The organism is Pedobacter sp. 22226 (genome assembly GCF_052045455.1).
In the GTDB taxonomy this organism is placed as follows: Bacteria; Bacteroidota; Bacteroidia; order Sphingobacteriales; family Sphingobacteriaceae; genus Pedobacter; species Pedobacter jeongneungensis.
The window spans coordinates 270,156-291,968 of the sequence record NZ_JBQEPB010000004.1 but is presented as its reverse complement, the minus strand read 5'-3'; the positions used below and the strand labels follow the sequence as shown (position 1 = coordinate 291,968).

Sequence of the window (21,813 nt, the reverse complement as noted above, 5' to 3'; positions counted from 1 at the left end):
TTTTTTTATGCACCTCACCCTTGTTAACGGGCGAAGAATATGCAGTGTCTGTGCTTTCCCTCTCCTGCAGGAGAGGGATGCAAAGACAGAAAAATTAGCAATTCCTTTAATAGGGTGAGGTTAGTCAATCATTTCAAACCCTGTATATTTCACCAGTGCTTCCGGAATTTTAATTCCGTTTTCGGTTTGATAGTTTTCTAAAATAGAAGCCACAATACGAGGTAAGGCCAATGCACTTCCGTTTAACGAGTGTGCCAGCTGTGCTTTGCCTTCTTTTCCTTTAAAACGTAATTTTAAACGGTTGCTCTGGTAAGTTTCGAAATTTGATACAGAAGAAACCTCTAACCACCGCTCCTGTGCAGCACTCCAAACCTCCATATCGTAAGTCATGGCAGAAGTGAAGCCCATATCGCCGCCACATAAACGCAATACACGGTAATGTAATCCAAGCTCCTTCAAAAGTGATTGAACATACATGCTCATATCTTCCAAAGTTTCGTAAGATTTATCCGGATGGGTAATCTGTACTACCTCAACCTTATCAAACTGGTGTAAACGGTTTAAACCGCGAACATGCGCACCATAAGAGCCAGCTTCTCTACGGAAACAAGGCGTATAAGCTGTATTTTTAATCGGTAAATCTTCTTCCTTAACAATTACATCGCGGTATAAATTGGTTACCGGAACTTCGGCAGTGGGAATTAAATATAAATCATCAACAGTTGAGTGGTACATCTGTCCTTCTTTATCGGGCAATTGTCCGGTACCAAAACCTGAGGCTGCATTAACCAGGTGAGGCACCTGCATTTCTTTATAACCCGCAGCTGTAGCATGATCTAAAAAGAAATTGATCAATGCACGTTGCAACCTTGCTCCTTTTCCTTTATATACCGGAAAGCCGGCACCGGTAATTTTTACGCCCAGTTCGAAATCGATAATATCATACTTAGCAGCCAGCTCCCAATGTGGCAAAGACTTGGCTGGTAGTTGCGCAGGCTCACCATGAGTTAAAACAACCTCATTCTCATCTGCTGTAGAACCCTGTTTTACCAAATGGTAAGGCAGGTTTGGCAACTGAACAATTAAGTTGTGCTGAGCGGTTTCCAGCTCGTTCAGTTTATCGCTCAGGCTTTTGATATTTTCTTTATGAGAAGCCGTTTGCGCTTTAATCGCTTCTGCCTCTTCTTTTTTACCCGTACGCATTAAATCGCCAATTTGTTTGGCAGCTGCATTCGCCTCAGCAGAAATATTATCCAGGGAAGTTTGTGTTGAACGGCGGTCTTCATCAATTTTAATGATTTCATCTACCAGTTCTGGTTGTTTAAAATTACGGATACTTAAACGTTCTAAAACTTTCTCTCTATTTTCGCGGATATAGTTAACTTGCAGCATTATTTAATTTTTTAAGCAAAGATAATAATTAAGTCGTCATTGCGAACGCAGTGCGGCAATCTATCCATAAAAAGATTGCTTCGTCGTTCCTCCTCGCAATGACGAATGTAGAAAAATATGGATGGCAAACTATTTCTCGTACCAACGCCCATAGGCAATTTGGAGGATATGACCTTTAGGGCAATCCGTATATTAAAAGAATGCGATTTGATCCTCGCCGAAGATACCCGCACCAGCGCCCCGATGCTCAAACATTTTGGGATTGATAAAAGGGTTTTCTCGCATCACCAGCACAACGAACATAAAGCAACTTCAGAGATTATTAAGTTTTTACATGAAGGACAGAAAATTGCGCTAATTTCTGACGCCGGCACACCAGCCATTTCCGATCCGGGTTTCTTTTTGGTGCGTGAAGCCATTAAAAATGATATTGCAGTTGAATGTTTACCGGGAGCAACCGCTTTTGTACCGGCTTTGGTAAACTCGGGCTTACCTGCAGATGCCTTTTGCTTTGAAGGATTTTTACCAGTAAAAAAAGGCCGGCAAACCAAGTTTAAAAAGTTAGCAGAAGAAGACCGCACCATTATACTTTATGAAAGTCCGCACCGTTTATTAAAAACCTTAGAAGAATTTGCACAATATTTGGGGGCAGACAGGCCGGCATCGGTAAGCAGAGAACTGACCAAGATGTTCGAAGAAACGGTACGCGGCACATTGGTAGAAATAAAATCACATTTTGAAAACAATACATTAAAAGGAGAATTTGTAATTTGCATAGCGGGGAAACCCAATGTTAAGAGCAAAAACAAATACGAGGATGCTGAGGAATAGCTTGTTTTAAATTAGAAATATGGAAAGTTTAATTTCAGATCATTTACACGAAATAAAAAATCTCTTTAAAAAATACGATGTTAAAGAGGCTTATTTATTTGGTAGCGCTGCCAAAAATAATCTAAAAGAGGACAGTGATATTGATTTTTTAATTAATTTTTCTAATCAATCTGATTTTGAAAGCTACGGAAATAATTATTTCGATTTACTTTATGCCCTACAGGATTTATTAAAAAGAGATGTTGATTTATTGGCTGAAGAAACATTAAGTAATCCTTATCTTATTGAAAGTATTAATCAAAGTAAGATTCAATTGATATGAGTACGTTAGAAGAAAAGAAACTGCTTACCGATATTAAAATTTCGATTGAATCTATTTATGAGCATTTGGAAAACAACTTCGCTTTTGAAATTTATAAAGCGAACAAAACCAAACGAAGAGCGGTTGAACGTGAACTTGAAATTATAGGAGAAGCCATTAATAAGCTACTAAAGATAAATCCCGAAATCATCATTTCATATTCAAGACAAATTGTTGATTTAAGAAATAAAATAATCCATTCATATGACAATGTTAATGATATGGTTATATGGAAAATTATAATTAAAGACATACCAGTTTTACAAAAAGAGGTAGAAAATTATCTCGAAGACAAAATTTAAAAATATTATGACAAGTATAGATAGATTTTTAAGTGACGAACAAGATCCTAAAGCGGTTGAAAAAGTTATTGGAAAATTAAACGACCTGTTAACTACAGGCGAAGAGCTTTTATATTTAGCGGTACAAAAAAAACCTGCAGTAAATTTAATGCCGGATAGTATCGCGATCTCTAACAAACGTATTTTTTACTGCGAGCCAGGCAATTTAGGTTTAACCATGAATTTTAAAGATATTTCGTGGAAAAACATTAAAGAAGTTTCTTTCAAGGAAGATTTTTTTACCTCTAAGTTTATCTGTGTACCACAGAGCGGTGAAAATATTGTAACCGAATATATTCCAAAAGTACAGGCCCGTAAACTACATCAGTCAGCCAGCCAGCAACTGGAAGAATATAAAGAAATGCTGCGTCAGCAAAAATTGGAAGAAAACCGTGCAACAGCGTCTCTTACCAACGTAAATGCGCAACCTTTAGCCGAAATTCCGGCTTATGAGCCAACTCCGGAGCCTATTCAACCTGTTATTCAGCTGGCAGAAGTTGTAGAGGAACCGGAAGATGAAACGACTTTAAAATTACGTAAACTTAAAACTTTGTACGATAAACACCTGATTACGCAAGAGGAGTATGAAGCTAAAAAAGCGGATATTTTAGATAGTTTGTAATTAATACTGTCATGCTGAGGCAATGCTTGCCCCGATCTATCTCGGGAAAGCATCCATAACATAATTGCACTGTACTTACAATAACAAAAACAAGGTCAGTTCTTTGTCGCTTAGAGATTCTTCCTGCGTCAGAATGACAAGTAATTTTATATGAAATCTAAACAAACCTATCTCCTTGCCTTAGCCAGCGCATTTTTACTTTGGCTGGCCTGGCCGCCGATGCCTTTTACCACTCCGCTACTATTAATTGGCCTGGTTCCGCTTTTTGTTGCAATTGAAGCCATCGCCAGTGATACAGCTAAGAAACAGGGCAAAAGGATTTTTTTAACTGCAGGTTTAACCTTTTTGGTTTGGAATACGGCGTCAACTTATTGGGTATATAATGCCATAAGTGCATATAATGGATGGATGGTAGCTTTACCGGTTTCATTAATTCCTTATGGCTTAGGTGCGTTATTAATAACTTTTGCCTTTTGGTTATATTACCGCCTTGGTAAATATGTAAACAAAAAAATTGCTTACCTGGGTTTAATCGCCTTTTATATTGCATTAGAATATTTACAACAAACCTGGGATTTAGCTTTCCCCTGGATGACTTTAGGCAATGGTTTGGCCGGCATGCACCAATTGGCACAATGGTATGATCATACCGGAATTTATGGTGGTTCATTATGGATTTTAGTCAGTAATATTTTAGCGTTCGAAGCCTATAAAAAACTGAAATTGCAAACTGGTTATTTAAGGTTCAGAACTTTGGGCATTTGGGTTTTGGTGGTGATTATTCCCATTGGTATCTCATTAACAAAATATTTTAACGCTGAGCAAAAAGGAACACCAAGCAATGTAGTGGTGGTTCAGCCTAATATCGATCCTTATCAAAAACTGGAGAATATTCCAGCAGCCGAGCAGATCAGAATTTTAACACACCTATCCGATTCAATCGGACAACCGAATACTGAATATTTTATCTGGCCGGAAACGGCAATCCCTAATCATGCAGATGAAGATAGAATCAGAAGCAATAATGATTTCATTAACCTGCAAAGCTTTTTATCAAAATATAAAAACGGAACATTGATTACCGGTATTGAGAGCATTAAAACTTATCAGGATAAAAAAACCATCACTGCAAAATTTGATAATCAGAGCGGTATTTATTTTGATAATTTTAATACGGCCATGCAGGTGGAGAATTCTGCAAATGTTCAGTTCTACCATAAATCGAAATTGGTGCCTGGGGTAGAAAAAATGCCCTTCCCAAAAGTATTTTCATTTTTAGATGGTGTTTTTGCACAGTTAGGCGGAACTGTGGGCGGATGGGGCTGGCAGGATAAACCCAGCGTACTTTATGCCCAAAGTGGTATTGGAGTTGCTCCGGTGGTTTGTTATGAAAGTTTATGGGGCGATTGGATCGGCGAACAGGTTAAAGATGGCGCACAGTTTATTGCCATTATTACAAATGATGGCTGGTGGGGAAATACGTCCGGAAAAGACCAGCACATGATGTACGCAAAACTCAGGGCCATTGAAAGCCACCGCGATGTAGCCCGTTCGGCCAATACCGGAATTTCCTGCTTCATTAACCAACGTGGTGATGTAATACAAAGCACTAAATGGTGGACCAGAACTGCCCTGAAAGCAAATATTAACTTAAACGATGAGATTACTTTTTATGTAAAAAGCGGAGACATTATTGCCAAAATATTCAGTGTTTTAGCGGTAATTTTAGCTTTGATTATTCCTTACAGAAAATGGGTAAAAAAGTAAAATTAATCCCGTAGTTATCTTCAATTTTAAATCCATGCAACAAATAAAAAATATTAGATGGTCTTTCCTGTTATTGATGTTAACCCTAAATTTTGGTTGCGATCAGATTTCAAAAAAAATTGTCCGTACCGAAATCAGCGATTACGAACACATCAGCATTATTAAAGATCGTTTCACCTTACTTAAAGTAGAAAATACGGGCGCTTTTTTAAGTTTAGGCGATCAGATGCCTTATATTTTCAGACTGATTATTTTAACAGGCTTACCACTCTTATTTTTGTGCTACGGACTATATTATCTATTTGCTAAAAAGAATCTCCCGGTTATGATGCAAGTTGCCCTGTGTTTCTTAATCGGCGGAGGCATCGGCAACCTGTACGATAGAATTATCTACGGGTCTGTTACCGATTTTATGCACATGGATTTTTATATCTTCCAAACAGGTGTTTTTAATTTTGCCGATATCTCAATCATGATCGGAATCGGAATATTGCTTTTTCAATCCATCAGAAGTAGTACCACAAAACAACAGGCGGAGCAGGAACAATTAGAACGCAATACTGATTAAAAATACAAAATTTACGTATTAAACATACGTTTATGTATTTTTTTCAGTATATTTAGTGCTGTGATACTCAATTACAGCACATTACGATCTAACTAAAAAACCTAAACTATGAAAAACCTGTTAAAAAAATTTGCTGTGATGGCTTTGCTCTCAGCAGTAATGATCTCATGCTCTAAGAAAAATGACGTCTCAACCGATCCGGAAACCGAAATTACACAAAATCAAAAAGTTCTTGCCTACATCAAAAATCTTGGATTTACAGATGCACAGATTGTAGATAGCGGGGATAATTATGTGGTTGACGGCGATATTGTTTTCAATAAAAAAATGGAAGTTCCGGCAGATTATGGAAAAGCGATAACAGAGCAATATTACAATGGTTATATTGTAACCAATAGCAATAATATCCGTGTAAAAATCGATCCTTCGATAACCAGCATGACCAGCGAAATCAATTCTGCAATTAACCAGTGGAATACAGTGCCCAATTCTAAAATCAAATTTGTAATTACAACAGGCACCGTTTATGATATTCTGATCAAGGTGGATAATACAATCGGAGGCTCTACTTGCGGACAAGCCTATCTGTCGACCTCTAACGGCAAAGCTGGTAACACCGTCTGGATTAATCAGGCTTTGATCCAGAACAATTCTTTTGCACAGCGTACAAGAACCATTACACATGAATTTGGCCATACCATTTCATTTAAGCACACCAACCAATCTACAACAACCAATGTTCCGGGAGTTGGCGGAACCGATGCACAATCATTAATGAACGGCGGGCAATGTGGAAGTGGCGCTACTGTTTTATCGGCCAAGGATAAACAAGCTACTGCAGTATTGTATCCTTTATAATTAAAAATCAGATAAATAACCTAACAAGATCGTAATGAAAGAGAAGCTGTTTCTTTGAGGCAGCTTCTTTTTTTTAAAGCTTTACAGGAAGCTAAAAATAATTTGCATAAGAATTTCTTAACAAAGAATTCCACCATTTAAACAAACATATATTTATCTTTAGGTGTTAAACAATCTAAAACAACCAAAAATTAAATTCCATCATGAAAAGAAATGCAACGGCCGTATGGCAAGGTTCTATTAAAGAAGGTAACGGTAACATCACTACACAAAGTACTACTTTAAACAATACTCAATACTCATTTAATTCGCGCTTTGCTGAAGGTGTAGGCACAAACCCTGAAGAGTTAATTGCTGCTGCACATGCAGGCTGTTTCACCATGAAATTATCTGCCAATTTAGCCGAAGCTGGTTTTACGGCTACCAAGCTGGAAACCAAATGCGAAATTAACCTGGATCCATCAAAAGGTGAAATTGTAGAATCGCACTTAACTTTAACAGCTTCTGTACCTGATTTAACACAAGAAAAGTTTGATGAACTGGTAGCAGATGCGGAAAAAAACTGCCCGATTTCTAAATTATTAAATACAACCATTACAGTTGATGCTACTTTAGCATAAGTTGTAATAACCCAGAGTTCGTCATTTCGGGCGGAGTGAAACGAAGTTGAGAAATCTAACAAGATAGATCTCTCCGCTACGGTCGAGATGACGTTCTTTTATGGTATAATTACAAAAACTAAAAATTAAGATTTATCATAACTTAGCTTAATCATCTTAGTTAACAATTCCCTAAAACAATCAAACCAACAAATAGACAGTTTTCAATTGGCAATTTGCAGTACACAATTTAAACACTTAATTGTTTAACCAGTTAACTAACAAGTAAGCAGTTTTCAATTGGCAATTTGCACTACACAATTTGAACAATTAACCGTTTAACCAGTTAACCAACAAGCAAGCAGTTTTCAATTGGCAATTTGCAGTGCACAACTTAAACTATTAACCGTTTAACCAGTTAACCAACAAGTAGACAGTTTTCAATTGGCAATTTGCAGTACACAATTTGAACAATTAACCGTTTAACCAGTTAACCAACTAATAAACAACAATTGAACAATCAAATTCAAACCTTCTAACATTTCAACCGCTACACCATATACTTCCCTACAATCGGCATTCTTCTACCCATACCGAATGCTTTAGGCGATACCCTTAAAATTGGTGGCGTTTGATAACGTTTAAATTCGGCAATATTTACCATTTTCAATATGCGCTGTACCAAGGCCTCATCGAATCCCTGGGCGATGATGGCTTTTGAGCCTTGTTTCTTTTCGATATGCTGGTACAATATTTTATCGAGAATTTCATATTCAGGTAGCGAATCAGAATCTTTTTGATCAGGCCTTAATTCTGCCGATGGCGGTTTAACTATCGTATTGACCGGAATAATTTCCCTTTCCTTATTGATGTATTTTGCCAGCTCGAAAACCTGCATTTTATAAACATCACCAATAACTCCTATGGCACCACACATATCTCCATATAAAGTACCATAACCTACTGCGCATTCGCTTTTATTTGAGGTATTGAGTAAAATATAACCAAACTTGTTGCTCATGGCCATATTTATAATTCCGCGGATGCGGGCCTGAATATTCTCTTCGGTAAGATTAAAAGGCAAGCCTTTAAAAGCCGGCGCTAAAATATGATCAAAAGCTTCGGCAACTTCTTTAATCGGCACAATTTCGTGCATACAGCCAATATTGTTTACCAGATCCAAGGCATCCTGAACGGAGTGATCGGATGAAAATTTTGAAGGCATTAAAACCGCCATTACATTTTCTGCTCCTAAAGCACGACAAGCCAAAGCGCAAACCACAGCAGAGTCAATTCCACCGGATAAACCTAAAACCGCTTTACTAAAACCTGATTTCCTGAAATAATCCTTGATACCTAAAACCAGTGCATCATGAATCTGCTCAATATCCGTCAGTCTTTCCGATTTCGGGTATTTATTACGCACGCTTTCAACCTCGTCTAAATCAAAAACCTGCAGATCTTCCTCAAAATATTTCATTTCTGCTTTCATTTCGCCATCAGCATCAAATACCAGCGAACCACCATCAAAAATAATTTCGGTCTGTGCGCCAACCTGATTTACATAAAATACCGGAAGTTTATATTTTTTCGCATTATCGGCCAATATCTGTATCCGCTCATCATCATGTGTATAAGAAAACGGCGAAGCAGCAATATTGATCATCACATCCGGCTGTTCTTTAATCAGCTCATCCATCGGATTCGACACGTACAATGGATTATCATTGATGTTCCAGAGGTCTTCACAAATGGTTAAGGCAATTTTTTTTCCTTGAAATTCGATACAGCTAAATTGCGTTGCAGGCTCAAAATAACGGTACTCATCAAATACATCGTAAGTTGGCAAAAGCGCTTTTTTTACCACCGCTTTAACTTTTCCAGCTTCTATAAAATAAGCTGCATTAAATAAATCTTTTCCCTGTAATACCTCGTTTTTAATCGGTAAACCAACAATACAGGCTATATCCGTACAATATTTGGCTATTTCCTGAACGGCATTTTCACAAAGCACGATAAATTCATCAAATTCCAAAAAATCCCTCGGCGGATACCCGCAAATGGCCAGTTCGGCAAATACAACGAGATCAGCACCTTTAGCTTTCGCCAGCTGGATATGTTCGGTTATTTTTTGGGTGTTGGCCTCAAAGTTTCCGATATGGTAATTAAGTTGTGCTAGCGCTATTTTCATGTTTGTAGTAGGTTTTAGGAGTATCGGGTACTAGATAATATGTATCAAGAAAATATTTAAGACTAAAAAAACACGCCAAAGTTGAGTGCCAAATAATGGTTTTTAACATTTCTGCCTTTATCGGTTACAATATTGGTAAAACCGTTGTTAAAAGTTAAACCGGCTACGATACTGGTATTTCCGGAAACATCAAACTCTCCACCGCCACCAATGATTAATCCGGCACGGTAAAGTTTAATATTATCAGATACATTCAAGTTATCGCCTGCAACCGCTCCATCGGTCACAGCATCCTGTTTGGCACTGATGTTAAATGAATTAGACAATCCAAACTGGCCATACCAGCGTTTTCCATCAGCCTTTACGGTCTTTAATTTAACCGTTAGTGGCAGGTCTACATATTGCAGCTTATATTTTAAATCATAAGCTTTTGGAATAGAGCCACCTGCATAATATGGCTGCGCATTTACTTCTGTACTTTTTCCATTTATAGATGTAATGGTTAACGCGGTAGAAAAACTATAATTAGGTGCAAAATTGAAATCGCCGATCAATCCATAAGAAAACCCCAAAGTTATTCCATCTGTTTTTCCCTGCTCGGGTTTAATCCAGCCAAAAGTTGGTGTAGCGGTTAAACCTAACCTGAAGCCGTAATTGGTTAAAGATGAATTTTGCGCCCATGCGCCGAAACTTAAAAGAGATAAAATTAAAATGGCCGATATTCTTTTCATGCTATAGCTGTTTATATATATTTGTTCTACATGACATATAACGTAAAACAATGGCAAATTTATCTAATTTTTCTTTTTGCCATGGCATTTATTTCCTGCAAGCAAAGTAAGCGGCCTGATGTAAGTAAAATACAGGTAGATATTAAGATTGAAAGGTTTGATAACGAGCTATTTACAGGGAAAAACAAAAACATTACTGAAGTAGATCAACAGCTTCGCTCCAGGTATGGCGTATTTTATGATGATTTTATTCACCGGATATTAGACAGTAAATATTCCAATACCGAGTCGCTGGCCAATTTATACCACGACCAGGCTTACACCGATTTAACCAAAGAAGTGGATAGCGTTTTTCCAAATCTAAAGCCTCAGGAAGAGGGATTAAGCGAAACTTTCAAATACATCAAATACTATTACCCGAAAGCAAAAATCCCAAGATTTATTTCTTTTGCATCGGGTTTTGCCTACCAGATGCCTGTTGGCGACAATTACCTTGGCATTGGTTTGGATATGTTTTTGGGCAAAGACAGTAAATTTTACAAAGCCATTGTACAAAGTGTTCCATTATACCTCTCCAGGAGATTCGCCCCTGAATATATTGTACCACGCGTGGCAGAAACCTATGCCCATGAAGAACTTTTTACCGAACCCGACGAAAACAGAACACTTTTATCTAAAATGATTTTCCAGGGGAAAATATTGTATTTTCTTGATCAGGTTTTACCTGAAAATGTAAGCGATTCGACTAAAATAGGCTATACCAAACAGCAATTGGATTGGGCACAAAATTTTGAAGGCGACATTTGGGCATATTTTTTGGAGAACAACTTTTTGTATGAAACCGATTATCAAAAGATCCAGGTATTTTTATCTGAAGGACCTTTTACTCCGGGTTTAGGCGAAAACAGAGATTCGGCACCAAAATTGGGTGTATGGATGGGTTGGCAAATTGTAAGAAAATACATGGCAGCACATCCTGAGGTTACTTTACAAAAATTAATGGCAGATAACGATGCACAGAAAATATTAAATCAATCGAAATACAAACCGAAACAACAGAAATAGTTTTCAGCTGGTAGTTTACAGTTAAAGGATTAACCAGTTCAAACAATTAACCCAAAAAAATGAGAGTTGGCATAGTATTATCAGGCGGAGGCATCAGGGGAATAGCACATTTAGGCGTTTTGAAAGCCTTTAGCAATTTGGGCATTACGTTTAGCCACATCAGCGGAACGAGTGCGGGCGCTATAGCCGGGGCTTTTTTTGCGGCTGGCATTGATCCGGAGGAGGGTTTGAATATTTTCCTTAAAACCAAACTCTGGCGCTTCGTCCGCCCGGCAGTAGGTTCTCTGGGGCTGATTAATATTGAGAATACCGCGCTAATTTTAAAAGAATATTTCCCCGAAGATACCATTGAGAAACTAAAAATACCTTTAACCATTGCTGCCGTGAATTTTAGTGAAGGCCGCCTGGTTTATTTCACCAAAGGACCGCTAATCAGAGCGGTACATGCTTCGAGCTGCATCCCCGGAATTTTTAAACCCATTATGATCGACGGACAAATGTATGTGGATGGTGGCATTTTAAATAATTTCCCTGTAGAACCTTTGATGGAAGATTGCGATTTCATTATCGGTTCATCCTGCAATCACCTTAAACCTGTAGATAAAATTACCGGCATTACCAATTTAATGGGTAGGGCTGGTATTATGTCGATCAACCATGATATGGAAAGAAAGGCAAAATTCTGTAATGTACTTATCGAGCCAAAAGGTTTAGGTGCCATTAGTACTTTTGATATGAAACGTGCCGAAGATATTTATTGGCTGGCACACGAAGAGGCATTAATTACCATAAAAAACAGCCCAACCATTTCTGAGCTCATTACCAAACCCTAAGCTAATTATCGGGTTAGCTTACATAAAGCATTATTAATAATACAATATTGAATTAAAAAACAATCAAATAGATAGCGTGTAATAAATACACTTATGCAATAAAAATATTACATTTATTTTGGTATTTATGTAATATTATTTTACTTTAGGATTATACTTCGCAAATGCAGAGTATATTAACCTAAACGTCTGTCTATGTTTTTTAGTCTGTTCATTCTTTTTCAGATGAGAAGAATTCCGGTTTTTACGATCTTCTAACTTGATTTCCGTCAAAATAACAGATCATTAATTTTTACCTAAAAAACCTAAAACATGAAATTCTTAAAATTAAATAAAGCGCTGATTGCTGCGCTTGCATTAACTACTGTATTGTATTCTTGTAAAAAAGAAAAACCTACAGAAACTGCAGATCTTCAAAAGCCAGAAGCTATGTCTGTGAATAAGCTTAGCGAGATCAAGATTTGTACTGAAAGAACTTTTGATGACGGTACTACCCCAAGAGGTGCCGTTATAAAATCATCAAAGTGGACCAACGGCTCTACCATTAAAGTAAGCTTGAACGGCGGTACAGCTGTTGTAAGGGCGAAAGTAATTCAGTTTGCCAAACAGTGGGAACAATATGCAAACATAAAATTCAATTTCGTAACCAATGATAATACTGCAAAGATCAGGGTAACTTTTGATAGTGGAGGTTCATGGTCTTATATTGGAAAATCGACACCAGCCAGCGGCGCAACCATGAATTATGGCTGGTTAACCGATACCACAGACGATTCGGAATACAGCCGCGTGGTAATACACGAATTTGGTCATGCGCTGGGAATGATCCACGAGCATCAGCATCCTTTAGTTAGTATTCCATGGGATAAACCAGCTGTTTACGCTTATTATGCTGCTGCACCAAATTATTGGGATCAGGCCACTACTGATAATAATATTTTTGCAAAATACAGCACTACGCAAACCAACTATAGCGCTTATGATAAAAATTCGATCATGCACTATTCGGTTCCAAACGAATTAACCATCGGCGATTATGAAGTGGGATGGAACACTGTTTTATCGCCTACTGATAAAACGTTTATCGCTTCAGTATATCCATTTTAAATAAAATATGTGCACATAGTGGTTTAATTTGCCACTATGTGTATTTTGCTTTGTATAAACCTAAAACTAATATGCAGATCACCTTGCGGATTTTCTCTTTTAAATATTGCTTAACCTGTTTAATTCTGATTTTATTTTACAAAACTTCATCTGCACAGGATGCTCCGCATAAATGGGAAATAAAGCCTTATGTTGGCTTTCAGCAATCCAGATTTGATTGGTCCATTGCGGGTAATTCCTCAGGTACAAATCCAAATATACTATCAGAGCTGATCTGGAAAGACCTTAAAGGGCCTGGCTACGGTTTAGATATCAAGTACTATATTACCAGCAAACTAAGTGTAAAAATTGCTAATCAATACAGTAATATCACTAAAGGCGATGCTGAGGATACCGATTATGCAGATGATGACAGACAAGGCGCATTTTATTTTGATCTGCTCAATGCCAACAAAGGCTATTTGTATAATACTGATTTACAGATTGATTATCAACTTTTTAAAACAGGAAAATTCAACATTAATCCGGTTATTGGGGTTTCGTATAACCAGCAAAAATTTCACCTTTTGGAAAGTGCTAGTAACCCTGAAAGCAACGGCCTAAACTCTACTTATGAGGCCAGGTATAAAGGTTTCGATTTCGGAGGGACGTTTGTTTTTAAAACAGATGCATTTAGCATTGGTGCCACGGTTTTAGGAGGATTTTACACTTATTCTGCCAAGGCCAACTGGAATTTAATCCCCGATTTTGCCAAACCTGTAAGTTTTACGCACAAGGCCAACTCATTTGCATTAAGTGGCGGTGTTAACTTATCGGTACCGTTGACTAAAAATTTAAGGGTAGATGCTGATTATAAAATCAATAACATCAATACTTATTCAGGAGTAGATAAAGCTTATTTTAATAACCGTAATACTGAAGAAACCCAGTTTAATGGTGCAAATTTTAGAAAAAATGCAGTGTTTCTGGGGCTAAAGTTTAGCTTTTAAAAAGAGGATTATAGCGCTCTTTATTTTTTTAAAGCAACCAGACGTTCACCTTCTAAAACAGGAATAGCTTCGCAAACATTTAATTGTAGGCAAAAAACCACATCTTCTTCGATATTCAATTGAGCCAAACGGTGACTATGTGATGATTTGTGCAGGTATTTCCGCAGATCATCTTTAGCTAAAAGGTATAAATCTTCAGCAGCTACGCTGGAATCATCAAAATGTTCAAAATTCTGACGGAGTTTATTTACTACTGCTCCGGCAAATAAGGTATCTTCTAAATTGAACTGATCTTTCCAGCCGGCACACAATAAAAGCACATTTTTATCTTCGCTTTTCAAATAAGAACAAAGTGAGTCTAAATTAAGAAATGATCCGATAACTACCTGATAAGCCCTTTTTTGTGCTAAATGCAAAGCTTTGGTTCCGTTAGTAGTAGTAAGGACAACTGTTTTGCCGCCAACTTTTTCTTTAGTATAGGAGAAAGGCGAATTACCAAAGTCATATCCTGTTACCACCTCTCCGTTTCTTTCTGCTGCAAGCAAGAATCCGCTGTCGCGATAATTTAAACAATCTTCTACATTAGCTACCGGAATAATGGCTTCAGCACCATTATCTATCCCATAGGTAATAGATGATGTAGCTCGTAAAATATCGATCACCACCACAATGCTTTCTTCTATATCGTATAAACCGATCAATGCTGGCGTTAAACAAACTTCTATTTTTTTTGACATTTGAGGAGATTTGAGTATTGAGATATGAGATATGAGATTTGGCGACCTAACCGTCTCAAATCTCATATCTATTTTCTCAAATCCTATTTATAAAAAGGAAACTTAACCACTTTTGCTTTGATCGGCGTGTTACGGATGAGGATAAAAACTTCTGTACCTTCTTTAGTAAAATCTTTTGCGATGTAGCCCATACCGATTGCTTTTTGCAATGATGGAGCCTGTGTACCAGAAGTTACTTTACCGATAATATTGCCTTCAGCATCAGCAATCTGGTAATCGTGACGTGGAATACCACGATCGATCATTTCGAAACCAACCAGTTTTTTTTGGATACCAGCTTCTTTTTGCGCCAGTAATGCTTCAGAATTGGTAAAAGTTTTAGAAAACTTGGTAATCCAGCCTAAGCCTGCTTCAATTGGCGATGTGGTATCATCAATATCATTTCCGTATAAACAGAAACCCATTTCTAAACGTAAAGTATCACGCGCACCTAAACCAATTGGCTGAATGTTATAAGGCGCACCAGCTTCAAAAATGGCATCCCAGATCTGATCTGCATATTGATTTTCGAAATAAATCTCAAAACCGCCGGCTCCGGTATAACCTGTTGCAGAAATCACCACATTATCAATACCTGCAAAAGTACCTTTAACGAAAGTATAATATTCCATCGATGCCAGGTTAACATCAGTCAGGCTTTGCAATGCATCTGCGGCTTTTGGGCCCTGAATAGCCAACAAAGAAGTCTGATCAGAAATATTGTGCATTTCTACCTCTTCGGTATTAAACTTTTGGATCCAGTTCCAGTCTTTCTCAATATTTGATGCATTTACCACCAACATATAGGTTTTATCATCAATTTTATAAACCAAAAGATCATCTACAATTCCACCATCCTGATTTGGCAAACAAGAATACTGAACTTTTCCATCGTATAATTTAGAGGCATCATTACTGGTTACACGTTGGATTAAGTCTAGCGCATTTTCGCCTTTCAGGATAAATTCGCCCATGTGGCTCACATCAAAAACACCTACACCATTGCGAACAGTTGCATGTTCAGCATTAATACCCTCGTAAGTAACAGGCATATTATAACCTGCAAATGGAACCATTTTAGCGCCTAAAGCGATGTGTTTTTCTGTTAATGCGGTATTTTTCATCCGTGAATATTATTTTTTATGATAATAAAGCAGTTTTAATTTGTTTATGCACTTATTAAGCTGCAAATTATGAAGTATTTTGAGTTTATTCTTCTGCGGGGCAAAACTACTAAGAAAAAGGCGAAATTCTGGCTTAATTTTAATGAGTTTTCAATAGATTTTCACTTTATCCACAAGCAAAAAATCATCATTTCGGGCGGAATGCAACGCAGTCGAGAACCACGTAAGTGCTCAGCGAAGCTAATCTATCTTGAAATAGATCTCTCCGTTCCGCTGCGCTTCAGTCGAGATGACGATCGTGTTATTAGCTACGCGCTCACCAATTCCTCGTAAATCTTTAACATTTTACCGGAGATTAAATGAACGCCGTGATCATTCTCAACGGTTTTACGGGCATTCTCACCGATTTCCATCCAGCGTTTTGGGTTAATGATGCACTGCAAAATTGAACGGTAAAATTCATCCGCCGAATCGGCAATTAAAATATCATGTCCATGCCTGCAATTAATCCCTTCGGCAGCAGTAGTGGTGGCAATGATGCATTTTTTCATGGCCATGCCTTCAATAATTTTAACCCTCATACCTGTACCCGAAATTAAAGGTACAATCATAATGGCTTTCGAATTCATAAACTCTACCGCATCAAAAACCTCTCCTTCCACAATCAGATTTTCGGAATCATATTCGAAAAAATGTTTCTGCATGTTTTTTCCGGCAATATAAAAACGGAGGTCTTTATTCAGCTTTTCGATATCAGGCCAGATATCATCCAGAAACCATTCTAAACCCTCCTGATTGGGCCGCCAATCCATTGCTCCTAAATGAAAAAGTGTAGGGAAACTGGTTTTGGTTTTATCTACTTTATATTTCTCTAAATCAATAGCAACGGGAAAAACGGACATTGGTACTTCACAGCCGAAGCGCAATATACTTTGCCGGTCGGGCTCGCTAATGGCGAAAATCTGGTGGAAACGGTTAATCTGATCGGTTTCGTAAGCTTTAAGCCTTTGAGCTAAAAATGCGAGGTATTTACGGCGAACGAGAAATTTTTCTGAATGGGAAAGTCGTTCCCAAAGGGTAAATTCGATATTATGGGCCCTGTAAATTAACTTGGCATTGCTGTTTGCCTTCACCACATCCAGATATGGCACTACAAAAAGCCCTTCGAACTGGATAATATCAAAAGCATTTTCGCGCAACAGGTTTTCTAATTGCCGCGCAGCATCCTCACTGTAATAGCGTGATACATTATAAGATTCATTGGTAAAAATGTTAAAAAATGCCGACCATACATTTACTTCGGTATCTAAATCGTAGGTATGGTATTTAATCTGTTCAAAAATGGGGTCGTAAATGTCTTCAATATCGATCCTTCCTTTTGTGGGGTTAAGACTAAACAAAGTGATATCTGCACCAAGTTGCAGCAAACCTTTTATGGTATTGTAAACCACAATGGGATAACCGCTATTTGGCGGAAAGGGAATCCGCTTAGTAATTAACAGAATTTTCACAATGTTGTGAAATTACGAAATTTTAGGCGTTTTTTGAAAACAGTTCTAACTGCGGATCGCTAACATTAAAAGTTTTGCGGTGAAAAGGTGATAATCCGATCTCAATCACTGCTTTACGATGCGCAATGGTTGGATAGCCTTTGTTCTGTTGCCAGTTATAATGCGGATAATCGATATGCAGGTTGGTCATGTATTCATCGCGATGCGTTTTGGCCAGTATCGAAGCCGCAGCAATGTTTAAATATTTCCCATCGCCTTTAACAATACAGCTATGCGGAATCTGCGGATAGGTTTTAAAACGGTTTCCGTCAATAACGAGGTATTGAGGCTGGGTATGCAGCTTTTCGATTGCGCGGTGCATGGCTAAAAAGGAAGCATTTAATATGTTGATGCGGTCTATTTCTTCATGATCGCAGGAGGCTACGGCCCAGGCTAAAGCTTCCTGTTCGATAATTGGCCTTAATAAAGCCCTTTGATCGTGTGATAACTGTTTGGAATCGTTTAATCCTTCAAGCACGAAACCCTTTGGCAAAATTACCGCAGCTGCAAAAACAGGCCCGGCAAGGCAACCTCTTCCAGCTTCATCACATCCGGCCTCTAATAATTCTTCCTGATAGCAGTTTAACAACATATTGCAAATTTACTGAAATAGAGCTACTAAGGAAATTATTTTGTTCAACATCTTTTAAACATTAATTTTAGGATAAATTGCCTGGAGTTATAATGAGAATGGTTGTAGAAGCGCCTGGTCCAGATCGAATCGTCATACTGTCCCGATTTTCACATCGGGATCAGCATCTTTTTAGCGTGAAAGACCCTGAAATAAATTCAGGGTGACGACCGCCTCAATGAAAAAAACTGTTGCAAACTGTCTATATGAAATATTAATTATCCAATTCATGTTAAACAAGAATTTAAAACCATGAAATACAACGAAACCCTTGCCCTCAGGGTAGCCGAACGTTTAATGCACATAAAAGATGTAGAGGAAAAAGAAATGTTTAGTGGCCTCGTTTTTATGGTGAACGGCAAAATGTGTATTGGTGTATCTAAAGACGGCATGATGTTGCGACTGGATCCAAATGAACTGGAAAATTTATCAGATAAGGATGGCTGGGAACAGATGGTAATGGGCAGCAGACCAATGAAGGGTTATATTTCGGTTTCGGAGGATGTACTAAGCCGTAATGACGAACTCGATTTTTGGGTTAAGCTTGCCCTGGCCTTTAATCCTTTTGCAAAAGCATCAAAAAAGAAATAAAACCCTCTGGCAAGGTAAAAAAACTGGCAGGAGCCATATTTTTTGACTAATTTTAAACTTCTAATCAAATTTTATGAAAAAAAAGGCTGTTATAGCAGCATTTCTGCTATTTACTTCTTTTATTGTTCTGGCTCAGGTTAAAACTACCACATTAACAGAAACTCAACAATTAGCTATACAATCAAAAACTAAAACGTCTGATGGGCACTACTGCAATTATTGCAAATTGAATTATCCTGAATCTCATTTTCCCTGCATTATGAAATCGATTAAGGGTAAACTGGATGCAGCAACCGGAGATATTAATTTTACAGCCGGACAAGCAATTAGCGGCATTGTGGTTAAAGGCAGCAAAAATACAGGAGATTTAATTACTTTTATTACTAACGAAAATGGTGAAATAGAATTTAACAACATGGCTACAGGAAATTATAAATTTGTGGTTTCTGTTCCATCTACCAATCCAAATTCGAGGGTGGCAGGTTCGCCAATTGCTGGTGTAATACTTAAGGGAGGGAAAAAACAGGGCGGAAATCCAATTATACTGATAACGAATGAAAACGGCGAAATAGAACTCCAAAATATACCCGCCGGAAATTATAAGTTTACGGCTACAGGAGCTTCTGAAGATGAAAAAAGCAACACTTTGTATAAATCAGTTTATTCGGAAAAAGTAAATCCATAATATATCATTAAATTTACGCTACATTCCATTTTTGGCACTATTATGGAATCTTTCAAATCTGTGCATCTTTAAATTGTTACACATTTAAAACACACATTATGAAACGTTTAAATTTAATATTGAGCTTTGCCTTTCTTTCGATCGGGGTTCAATCTTTTGCCCAAACCAATAAAGAAACTACAGTAAAAATTGTAGCAGACAAGAATTATACTTTTGTTGCCAATACCGCCATGCCTATGGCCAATAATGATATTAGCCGGGTGTTAAATATGATGCCTGGAGGACAAGGCGGTTCTACAATCAACCTCACAGGTTCTCAATACGACGTAAGGGTAACGAAAGATAGTGTAATAGCCTTTTTGCCTTATTATGGAAGATCGTATTCTGCACCTTTAGATCCAAGTGAGGGCGGAATTAAATTTACCTCGAAAGATTTTACTTATACGGAATCGAAGAATAAAAAAGGAGCTTATACCATCCAGATTAATACAAAGGATGTAAAAAGGGAAAACTACCGGTTTACCATCAATATCTCTACCAATGGCTATGCGCAGTTAACGGCCAGCAGTGTAAATAAACAACCAATAATTTTTAACGGTTATTTAAATGAACCGAAGAAAAAGGATTAATAGAACAATCCAGCTCCGAAACTCGTCATTGCGAGAAGGCTTTTTCAGCCGACGAAGCAATCTTTAAAATATGGATTATAGCGATCGTTTTAAGATTGCTTCGTCGTTCCTCCTCGCAATGACGATAATGTTGCTATTTCTTCACCAGCTCAATCTGGAAAATATGCGGCCACTTTTTGCCGGCAACAAAAAGCCTTTTGGTTGCTTTATCATAAGCAATTCCATTTAATACGTTATTGGCTTTTGCATCTTCTGTTTTGAAATAATCGGCAGGTAACAATCCGGATAAATCAACCTTGCCTTCTACAGCACCTGTTTCGGGGTTAATGATGAGGATATTATTTGTAGTGTACACATTTGCATAAATCTTACCATCAATCACTTCCAGCTCGTTTAGGTTTTGAATAGCTCCTTTGTTATCAAAAACATCAATTGATCCGGTTTTTTGGTAAGTATCCTTATTCAGGAAAAAGATGGTGTTGGATCCATCAGTATTCAATACTTTCTGTCCGTCAAAAGCAAGTCCCCAGCCCTCTCTGCCTGTAGTGTACGAAAACTCTGATAGCTTTTTAAAAGTGGCTTTGTCATATACAAAACCCACTTTTTCGCGATAGGTTAGCTGAATAATTTTGCTGCCAATTATGGTGATCCCTTCGCCAAAATATTGTTTATCCAGGTCTGCTTTCTGCAGGACTTTACCAGTTGCAGGATCTACTTTACGTAAGCTGGAATGGCCATAATCGCCTGCACTTTCGTAGAAAAAGCCATCGTGGTATTCTAAACCTTCTACATAAGAAGCGGTATCGTGAGGCAGAGTTTTAATTATTTTATAGGTATATTCTGCTGGTGCCTGAGCGGCCAGAATATTGATGTTTGAGGTTAAATCTTCTGATTTCCCTTCGCCGAATATTTTTGCTGTTAGCAGGTGATTGCCCAATTTTAAACCAGCAGTTCTAAGTTTTATTGCTGAGGTATCGGTTTTCGAAACCACTTTAACGGTATCGATCAGGTACACTACCGAATCTACTTTTTGCTCAGTTCCAAACTGTACTTTAACATCAAATTCGTTGCCCGATGGTACGTTAAGACCAATCATTGGTGAAACAAAGTTTCTATAGGTTGTCGTTGTAGTATCTTTACAAGCACTTATAAATGCAAGCGCAACTCCTATAAACATGAAATTTTTGATGGGGTTAATCTTCAGGCCAAAACGCATCTTCTATATGGTTTAAATTATAATTTTTATTTTTTGTAAATGTAATTGCAATAATATCAAAACGGATGTCATTTTGATGGTTCATGATGTCAATATAAGCATTAGCTGCCAATTCCATTTGGATTTGCTTTGCTTTGTGCACAAATTCTTCCGGTTCGCCAAAAGCAACTGAGCTGCGGGCTTTCACTTCCACGAAAACCATAATGCCGTCTTTGTAAACGATTAAATCGATCTCCGCCTTGCCATGGGTCCAGTTTTCATCCAAAACCTCATAACCCTGATCTTCGAGATATTGTTTGGCGATACTCTCGCCCTCTTTACCTAAATCGTTATGAAGCGCCATATTTAATTATTGA

24 protein-coding genes are annotated in these 21,813 nt (G+C 37.7%); 15 read left to right on the top strand and 9 right to left on the bottom strand.

Features of this window, described 5'->3' with window-relative positions; genetic code table 11:
- Positions 1–120: 120 nt before the first annotated feature.
- Positions 121–1,392 (bottom strand): serine--tRNA ligase, encoded by a 1,272-nt coding sequence (serS, locus tag ACTJKC_RS10865; RefSeq protein WP_440791817.1) that lies wholly within the window; start codon positions 1,390–1,392, stop codon positions 121–123.
- 117 nt (positions 1,393–1,509) lie between these two features.
- On the opposite strand from serS, the gene rsmI reads away from it, so the two are divergent.
- From rsmI to ACTJKC_RS10825, 8 genes are all read left to right on the top strand, one after another.
- Entirely contained in the window at positions 1,510–2,223 is a 714-nt protein-coding gene (gene rsmI, locus ACTJKC_RS10860) for a 16S rRNA (cytidine(1402)-2'-O)-methyltransferase (RefSeq protein ID WP_440791815.1), read from the top strand.
- Between the two features lie 19 nt (positions 2,224–2,242).
- Entirely contained in the window at positions 2,243–2,545 is a 303-nt protein-coding gene (locus ACTJKC_RS10855; RefSeq protein ID WP_440791813.1) for a nucleotidyltransferase family protein, read from the top strand.
- Entirely contained in the window at positions 2,542–2,886 is a 345-nt protein-coding gene (locus ACTJKC_RS10850) for a HepT-like ribonuclease domain-containing protein (protein ID WP_344853144.1), read from the top strand. The genes ACTJKC_RS10855 and ACTJKC_RS10850 overlap by 4 nt, the downstream gene beginning before the upstream one ends.
- A 7-nt stretch (positions 2,887–2,893) precedes the next feature.
- Positions 2,894–3,547, top strand: coding sequence for a PH domain-containing protein (locus ACTJKC_RS10845; RefSeq protein ID WP_440791810.1), 654 nt, complete (start codon positions 2,894–2,896; stop codon positions 3,545–3,547).
- A 150-nt stretch (positions 3,548–3,697) separates the two neighbouring features.
- Positions 3,698–5,314 carry an apolipoprotein N-acyltransferase gene (lnt, locus tag ACTJKC_RS10840; protein ID WP_440791808.1) on the top strand — a complete coding sequence of 539 codons (1,617 nt, stop codon included), beginning with the start codon at positions 3,698–3,700 and terminating at the stop codon, positions 5,312–5,314.
- A gap of 34 nt (positions 5,315–5,348) precedes the next feature.
- Positions 5,349–5,882, top strand: coding sequence for a signal peptidase II (gene lspA / locus ACTJKC_RS10835; RefSeq protein ID WP_440791806.1), 534 nt, complete (start codon positions 5,349–5,351; stop codon positions 5,880–5,882).
- 108 nt (positions 5,883–5,990) lie between these two features.
- Positions 5,991–6,740 (top strand): M57 family metalloprotease, encoded by a 750-nt coding sequence (locus ACTJKC_RS10830; RefSeq protein WP_440791804.1) that lies wholly within the window; start codon positions 5,991–5,993, stop codon positions 6,738–6,740.
- A 203-nt stretch (positions 6,741–6,943) separates the two neighbouring features.
- Positions 6,944–7,360 (top strand): OsmC family protein, encoded by a 417-nt coding sequence (locus ACTJKC_RS10825; protein WP_344853139.1) that lies wholly within the window; start codon positions 6,944–6,946, stop codon positions 7,358–7,360.
- Positions 7,361–7,889: 529 nt separating this feature from the next.
- On the opposite strand, the gene ACTJKC_RS10820 is transcribed toward ACTJKC_RS10825, so the two are convergent.
- Complete coding sequence (locus tag ACTJKC_RS10820) at positions 7,890–9,530, bottom strand: NAD+ synthase (protein ID WP_440791802.1); 1,641 nt, start codon at positions 9,528–9,530, stop codon at positions 7,890–7,892.
- Between the two features lie 62 nt (positions 9,531–9,592).
- The gene (locus ACTJKC_RS10815; RefSeq protein ID WP_344853137.1) at positions 9,593–10,261 is read right to left on the bottom strand and encodes a porin family protein; all 669 of its coding nucleotides are present in this window, start codon (positions 10,259–10,261) and stop codon (positions 9,593–9,595) included.
- 30 nt (positions 10,262–10,291) lie between these two features.
- Between ACTJKC_RS10815 and gldB the strand changes: the two genes are divergently transcribed.
- From gldB to ACTJKC_RS10795, 4 genes are all read left to right on the top strand, one after another.
- Positions 10,292–11,326, top strand: a complete 1,035-nt coding sequence (gene gldB, locus ACTJKC_RS10810) for a gliding motility lipoprotein GldB (protein ID WP_440791799.1) — start codon at positions 10,292–10,294, stop codon at positions 11,324–11,326.
- A 59-nt stretch (positions 11,327–11,385) separates the two neighbouring features.
- Complete coding sequence (locus tag ACTJKC_RS10805) at positions 11,386–12,159, top strand: patatin-like phospholipase family protein (RefSeq protein WP_344853135.1); 774 nt, start codon at positions 11,386–11,388, stop codon at positions 12,157–12,159.
- Between the two features lie 312 nt (positions 12,160–12,471).
- Entirely contained in the window at positions 12,472–13,266 is a 795-nt protein-coding gene (locus tag ACTJKC_RS10800; protein WP_344853134.1) for a M12 family metallopeptidase, read from the top strand.
- A 71-nt stretch (positions 13,267–13,337) separates the two neighbouring features.
- Positions 13,338–14,255 carry a hypothetical protein gene (locus ACTJKC_RS10795; RefSeq protein ID WP_440791797.1) on the top strand — a complete coding sequence of 306 codons (918 nt, stop codon included), beginning with the start codon at positions 13,338–13,340 and terminating at the stop codon, positions 14,253–14,255.
- Positions 14,256–14,275: 20 nt separating this feature from the next.
- Here ACTJKC_RS10795 and ACTJKC_RS10790 read toward each other — a convergent pair whose 3' ends face one another.
- The 4 genes from ACTJKC_RS10790 to ACTJKC_RS10775 all read right to left on the bottom strand — a co-directional run bounded on the left by ACTJKC_RS10790 (position 14,276) and on the right by ACTJKC_RS10775 (position 18,297).
- Positions 14,276–14,992, bottom strand: a complete 717-nt coding sequence (locus ACTJKC_RS10790) for a 2-phosphosulfolactate phosphatase (RefSeq protein WP_440791795.1) — start codon at positions 14,990–14,992, stop codon at positions 14,276–14,278.
- Between the two features lie 83 nt (positions 14,993–15,075).
- Complete coding sequence (gene gcvT, locus ACTJKC_RS10785) at positions 15,076–16,155, bottom strand: glycine cleavage system aminomethyltransferase GcvT (RefSeq protein WP_440791793.1); 1,080 nt, start codon at positions 16,153–16,155, stop codon at positions 15,076–15,078.
- Between the two features lie 308 nt (positions 16,156–16,463).
- Entirely contained in the window at positions 16,464–17,666 is a 1,203-nt protein-coding gene (locus tag ACTJKC_RS10780) for a glycosyltransferase (protein WP_440791791.1), read from the bottom strand.
- A gap of 22 nt (positions 17,667–17,688) precedes the next feature.
- Entirely contained in the window at positions 17,689–18,297 is a 609-nt protein-coding gene (locus ACTJKC_RS10775) for a ribonuclease HII (RefSeq protein ID WP_344853128.1), read from the bottom strand.
- A gap of 291 nt (positions 18,298–18,588) precedes the next feature.
- Here ACTJKC_RS10775 and ACTJKC_RS10770 point away from each other — a divergent pair, with 291 nt between their 5' ends.
- The 3 genes from ACTJKC_RS10770 (at position 18,589) to ACTJKC_RS10760 (ending at position 20,241) form a co-directional block, all read left to right on the top strand.
- Positions 18,589–18,927 carry a TfoX/Sxy family protein gene (locus ACTJKC_RS10770; RefSeq protein WP_440791788.1) on the top strand — a complete coding sequence of 113 codons (339 nt, stop codon included), beginning with the start codon at positions 18,589–18,591 and terminating at the stop codon, positions 18,925–18,927.
- Positions 18,928–19,186: 259 nt separating this feature from the next.
- Positions 19,187–19,612: a hypothetical protein gene (locus tag ACTJKC_RS10765; protein WP_440791786.1), complete on the top strand. Its 426-nt coding sequence runs from the start codon at positions 19,187–19,189 to the stop codon at positions 19,610–19,612.
- Between the two features lie 98 nt (positions 19,613–19,710).
- A complete protein-coding gene (locus tag ACTJKC_RS10760; protein ID WP_344853125.1) occupies positions 19,711–20,241 on the top strand; it encodes a DUF4251 domain-containing protein in 531 nt (176 codons plus the stop codon).
- A gap of 133 nt (positions 20,242–20,374) precedes the next feature.
- On the opposite strand, the gene ACTJKC_RS10755 is transcribed toward ACTJKC_RS10760, so the two are convergent.
- Together ACTJKC_RS10755 and ACTJKC_RS10750 are read right to left on the bottom strand one after the other, a co-directional pair.
- Positions 20,375–21,418, bottom strand: coding sequence for a glutaminyl-peptide cyclotransferase (locus ACTJKC_RS10755; RefSeq protein ID WP_440791784.1), 1,044 nt, complete (start codon positions 21,416–21,418; stop codon positions 20,375–20,377).
- Positions 21,419–21,434: 16 nt separating this feature from the next.
- Positions 21,435–21,800, bottom strand: coding sequence for a YraN family protein (locus ACTJKC_RS10750; protein ID WP_344853123.1), 366 nt, complete (start codon positions 21,798–21,800; stop codon positions 21,435–21,437).
- Positions 21,801–21,813 lie beyond the last annotated feature (13 nt).

Coding starts and splice junctions, on each gene's coding strand:
- serS (WP_440791817.1), bottom strand. CDS start 1,392: ATGCTGCAAGTTAACTATATCCGCGAAAATAGAGAGAAAGTTTTAGAA.
- rsmI (WP_440791815.1), top strand. CDS start 1,510: ATGGATGGCAAACTATTTCTCGTACCAACGCCCATAGGCAATTTGGAG.
- ACTJKC_RS10855 (WP_440791813.1), top strand. CDS start 2,243: ATGGAAAGTTTAATTTCAGATCATTTACACGAAATAAAAAATCTCTTT.
- ACTJKC_RS10850 (WP_344853144.1), top strand. CDS start 2,542: ATGAGTACGTTAGAAGAAAAGAAACTGCTTACCGATATTAAAATTTCG.
- ACTJKC_RS10845 (WP_440791810.1), top strand. CDS start 2,894: ATGACAAGTATAGATAGATTTTTAAGTGACGAACAAGATCCTAAAGCG.
- lnt (WP_440791808.1), top strand. CDS start 3,698: ATGAAATCTAAACAAACCTATCTCCTTGCCTTAGCCAGCGCATTTTTA.
- lspA (WP_440791806.1), top strand. CDS start 5,349: ATGCAACAAATAAAAAATATTAGATGGTCTTTCCTGTTATTGATGTTA.
- ACTJKC_RS10830 (WP_440791804.1), top strand. CDS start 5,991: ATGAAAAACCTGTTAAAAAAATTTGCTGTGATGGCTTTGCTCTCAGCA.
- ACTJKC_RS10825 (WP_344853139.1), top strand. CDS start 6,944: ATGAAAAGAAATGCAACGGCCGTATGGCAAGGTTCTATTAAAGAAGGT.
- ACTJKC_RS10820 (WP_440791802.1), bottom strand. CDS start 9,530: ATGAAAATAGCGCTAGCACAACTTAATTACCATATCGGAAACTTTGAG.
- ACTJKC_RS10815 (WP_344853137.1), bottom strand. CDS start 10,261: ATGAAAAGAATATCGGCCATTTTAATTTTATCTCTTTTAAGTTTCGGC.
- gldB (WP_440791799.1), top strand. CDS start 10,292: ATGACATATAACGTAAAACAATGGCAAATTTATCTAATTTTTCTTTTT.
- ACTJKC_RS10805 (WP_344853135.1), top strand. CDS start 11,386: ATGAGAGTTGGCATAGTATTATCAGGCGGAGGCATCAGGGGAATAGCA.
- ACTJKC_RS10800 (WP_344853134.1), top strand. CDS start 12,472: ATGAAATTCTTAAAATTAAATAAAGCGCTGATTGCTGCGCTTGCATTA.
- ACTJKC_RS10795 (WP_440791797.1), top strand. CDS start 13,338: ATGCAGATCACCTTGCGGATTTTCTCTTTTAAATATTGCTTAACCTGT.
- ACTJKC_RS10790 (WP_440791795.1), bottom strand. CDS start 14,992: ATGTCAAAAAAAATAGAAGTTTGTTTAACGCCAGCATTGATCGGTTTA.
- gcvT (WP_440791793.1), bottom strand. CDS start 16,155: ATGAAAAATACCGCATTAACAGAAAAACACATCGCTTTAGGCGCTAAA.
- ACTJKC_RS10775 (WP_344853128.1), bottom strand. CDS start 18,297: ATGTTGTTAAACTGCTATCAGGAAGAATTATTAGAGGCCGGATGTGAT.
- ACTJKC_RS10770 (WP_440791788.1), top strand. CDS start 18,589: ATGAAATACAACGAAACCCTTGCCCTCAGGGTAGCCGAACGTTTAATG.
- ACTJKC_RS10765 (WP_440791786.1), top strand. CDS start 19,187: ATGAAATCGATTAAGGGTAAACTGGATGCAGCAACCGGAGATATTAAT.
- ACTJKC_RS10760 (WP_344853125.1), top strand. CDS start 19,711: ATGAAACGTTTAAATTTAATATTGAGCTTTGCCTTTCTTTCGATCGGG.
- ACTJKC_RS10755 (WP_440791784.1), bottom strand. CDS start 21,418: ATGTTTATAGGAGTTGCGCTTGCATTTATAAGTGCTTGTAAAGATACT.
- ACTJKC_RS10750 (WP_344853123.1), bottom strand. CDS start 21,800: ATGGCGCTTCATAACGATTTAGGTAAAGAGGGCGAGAGTATCGCCAAA.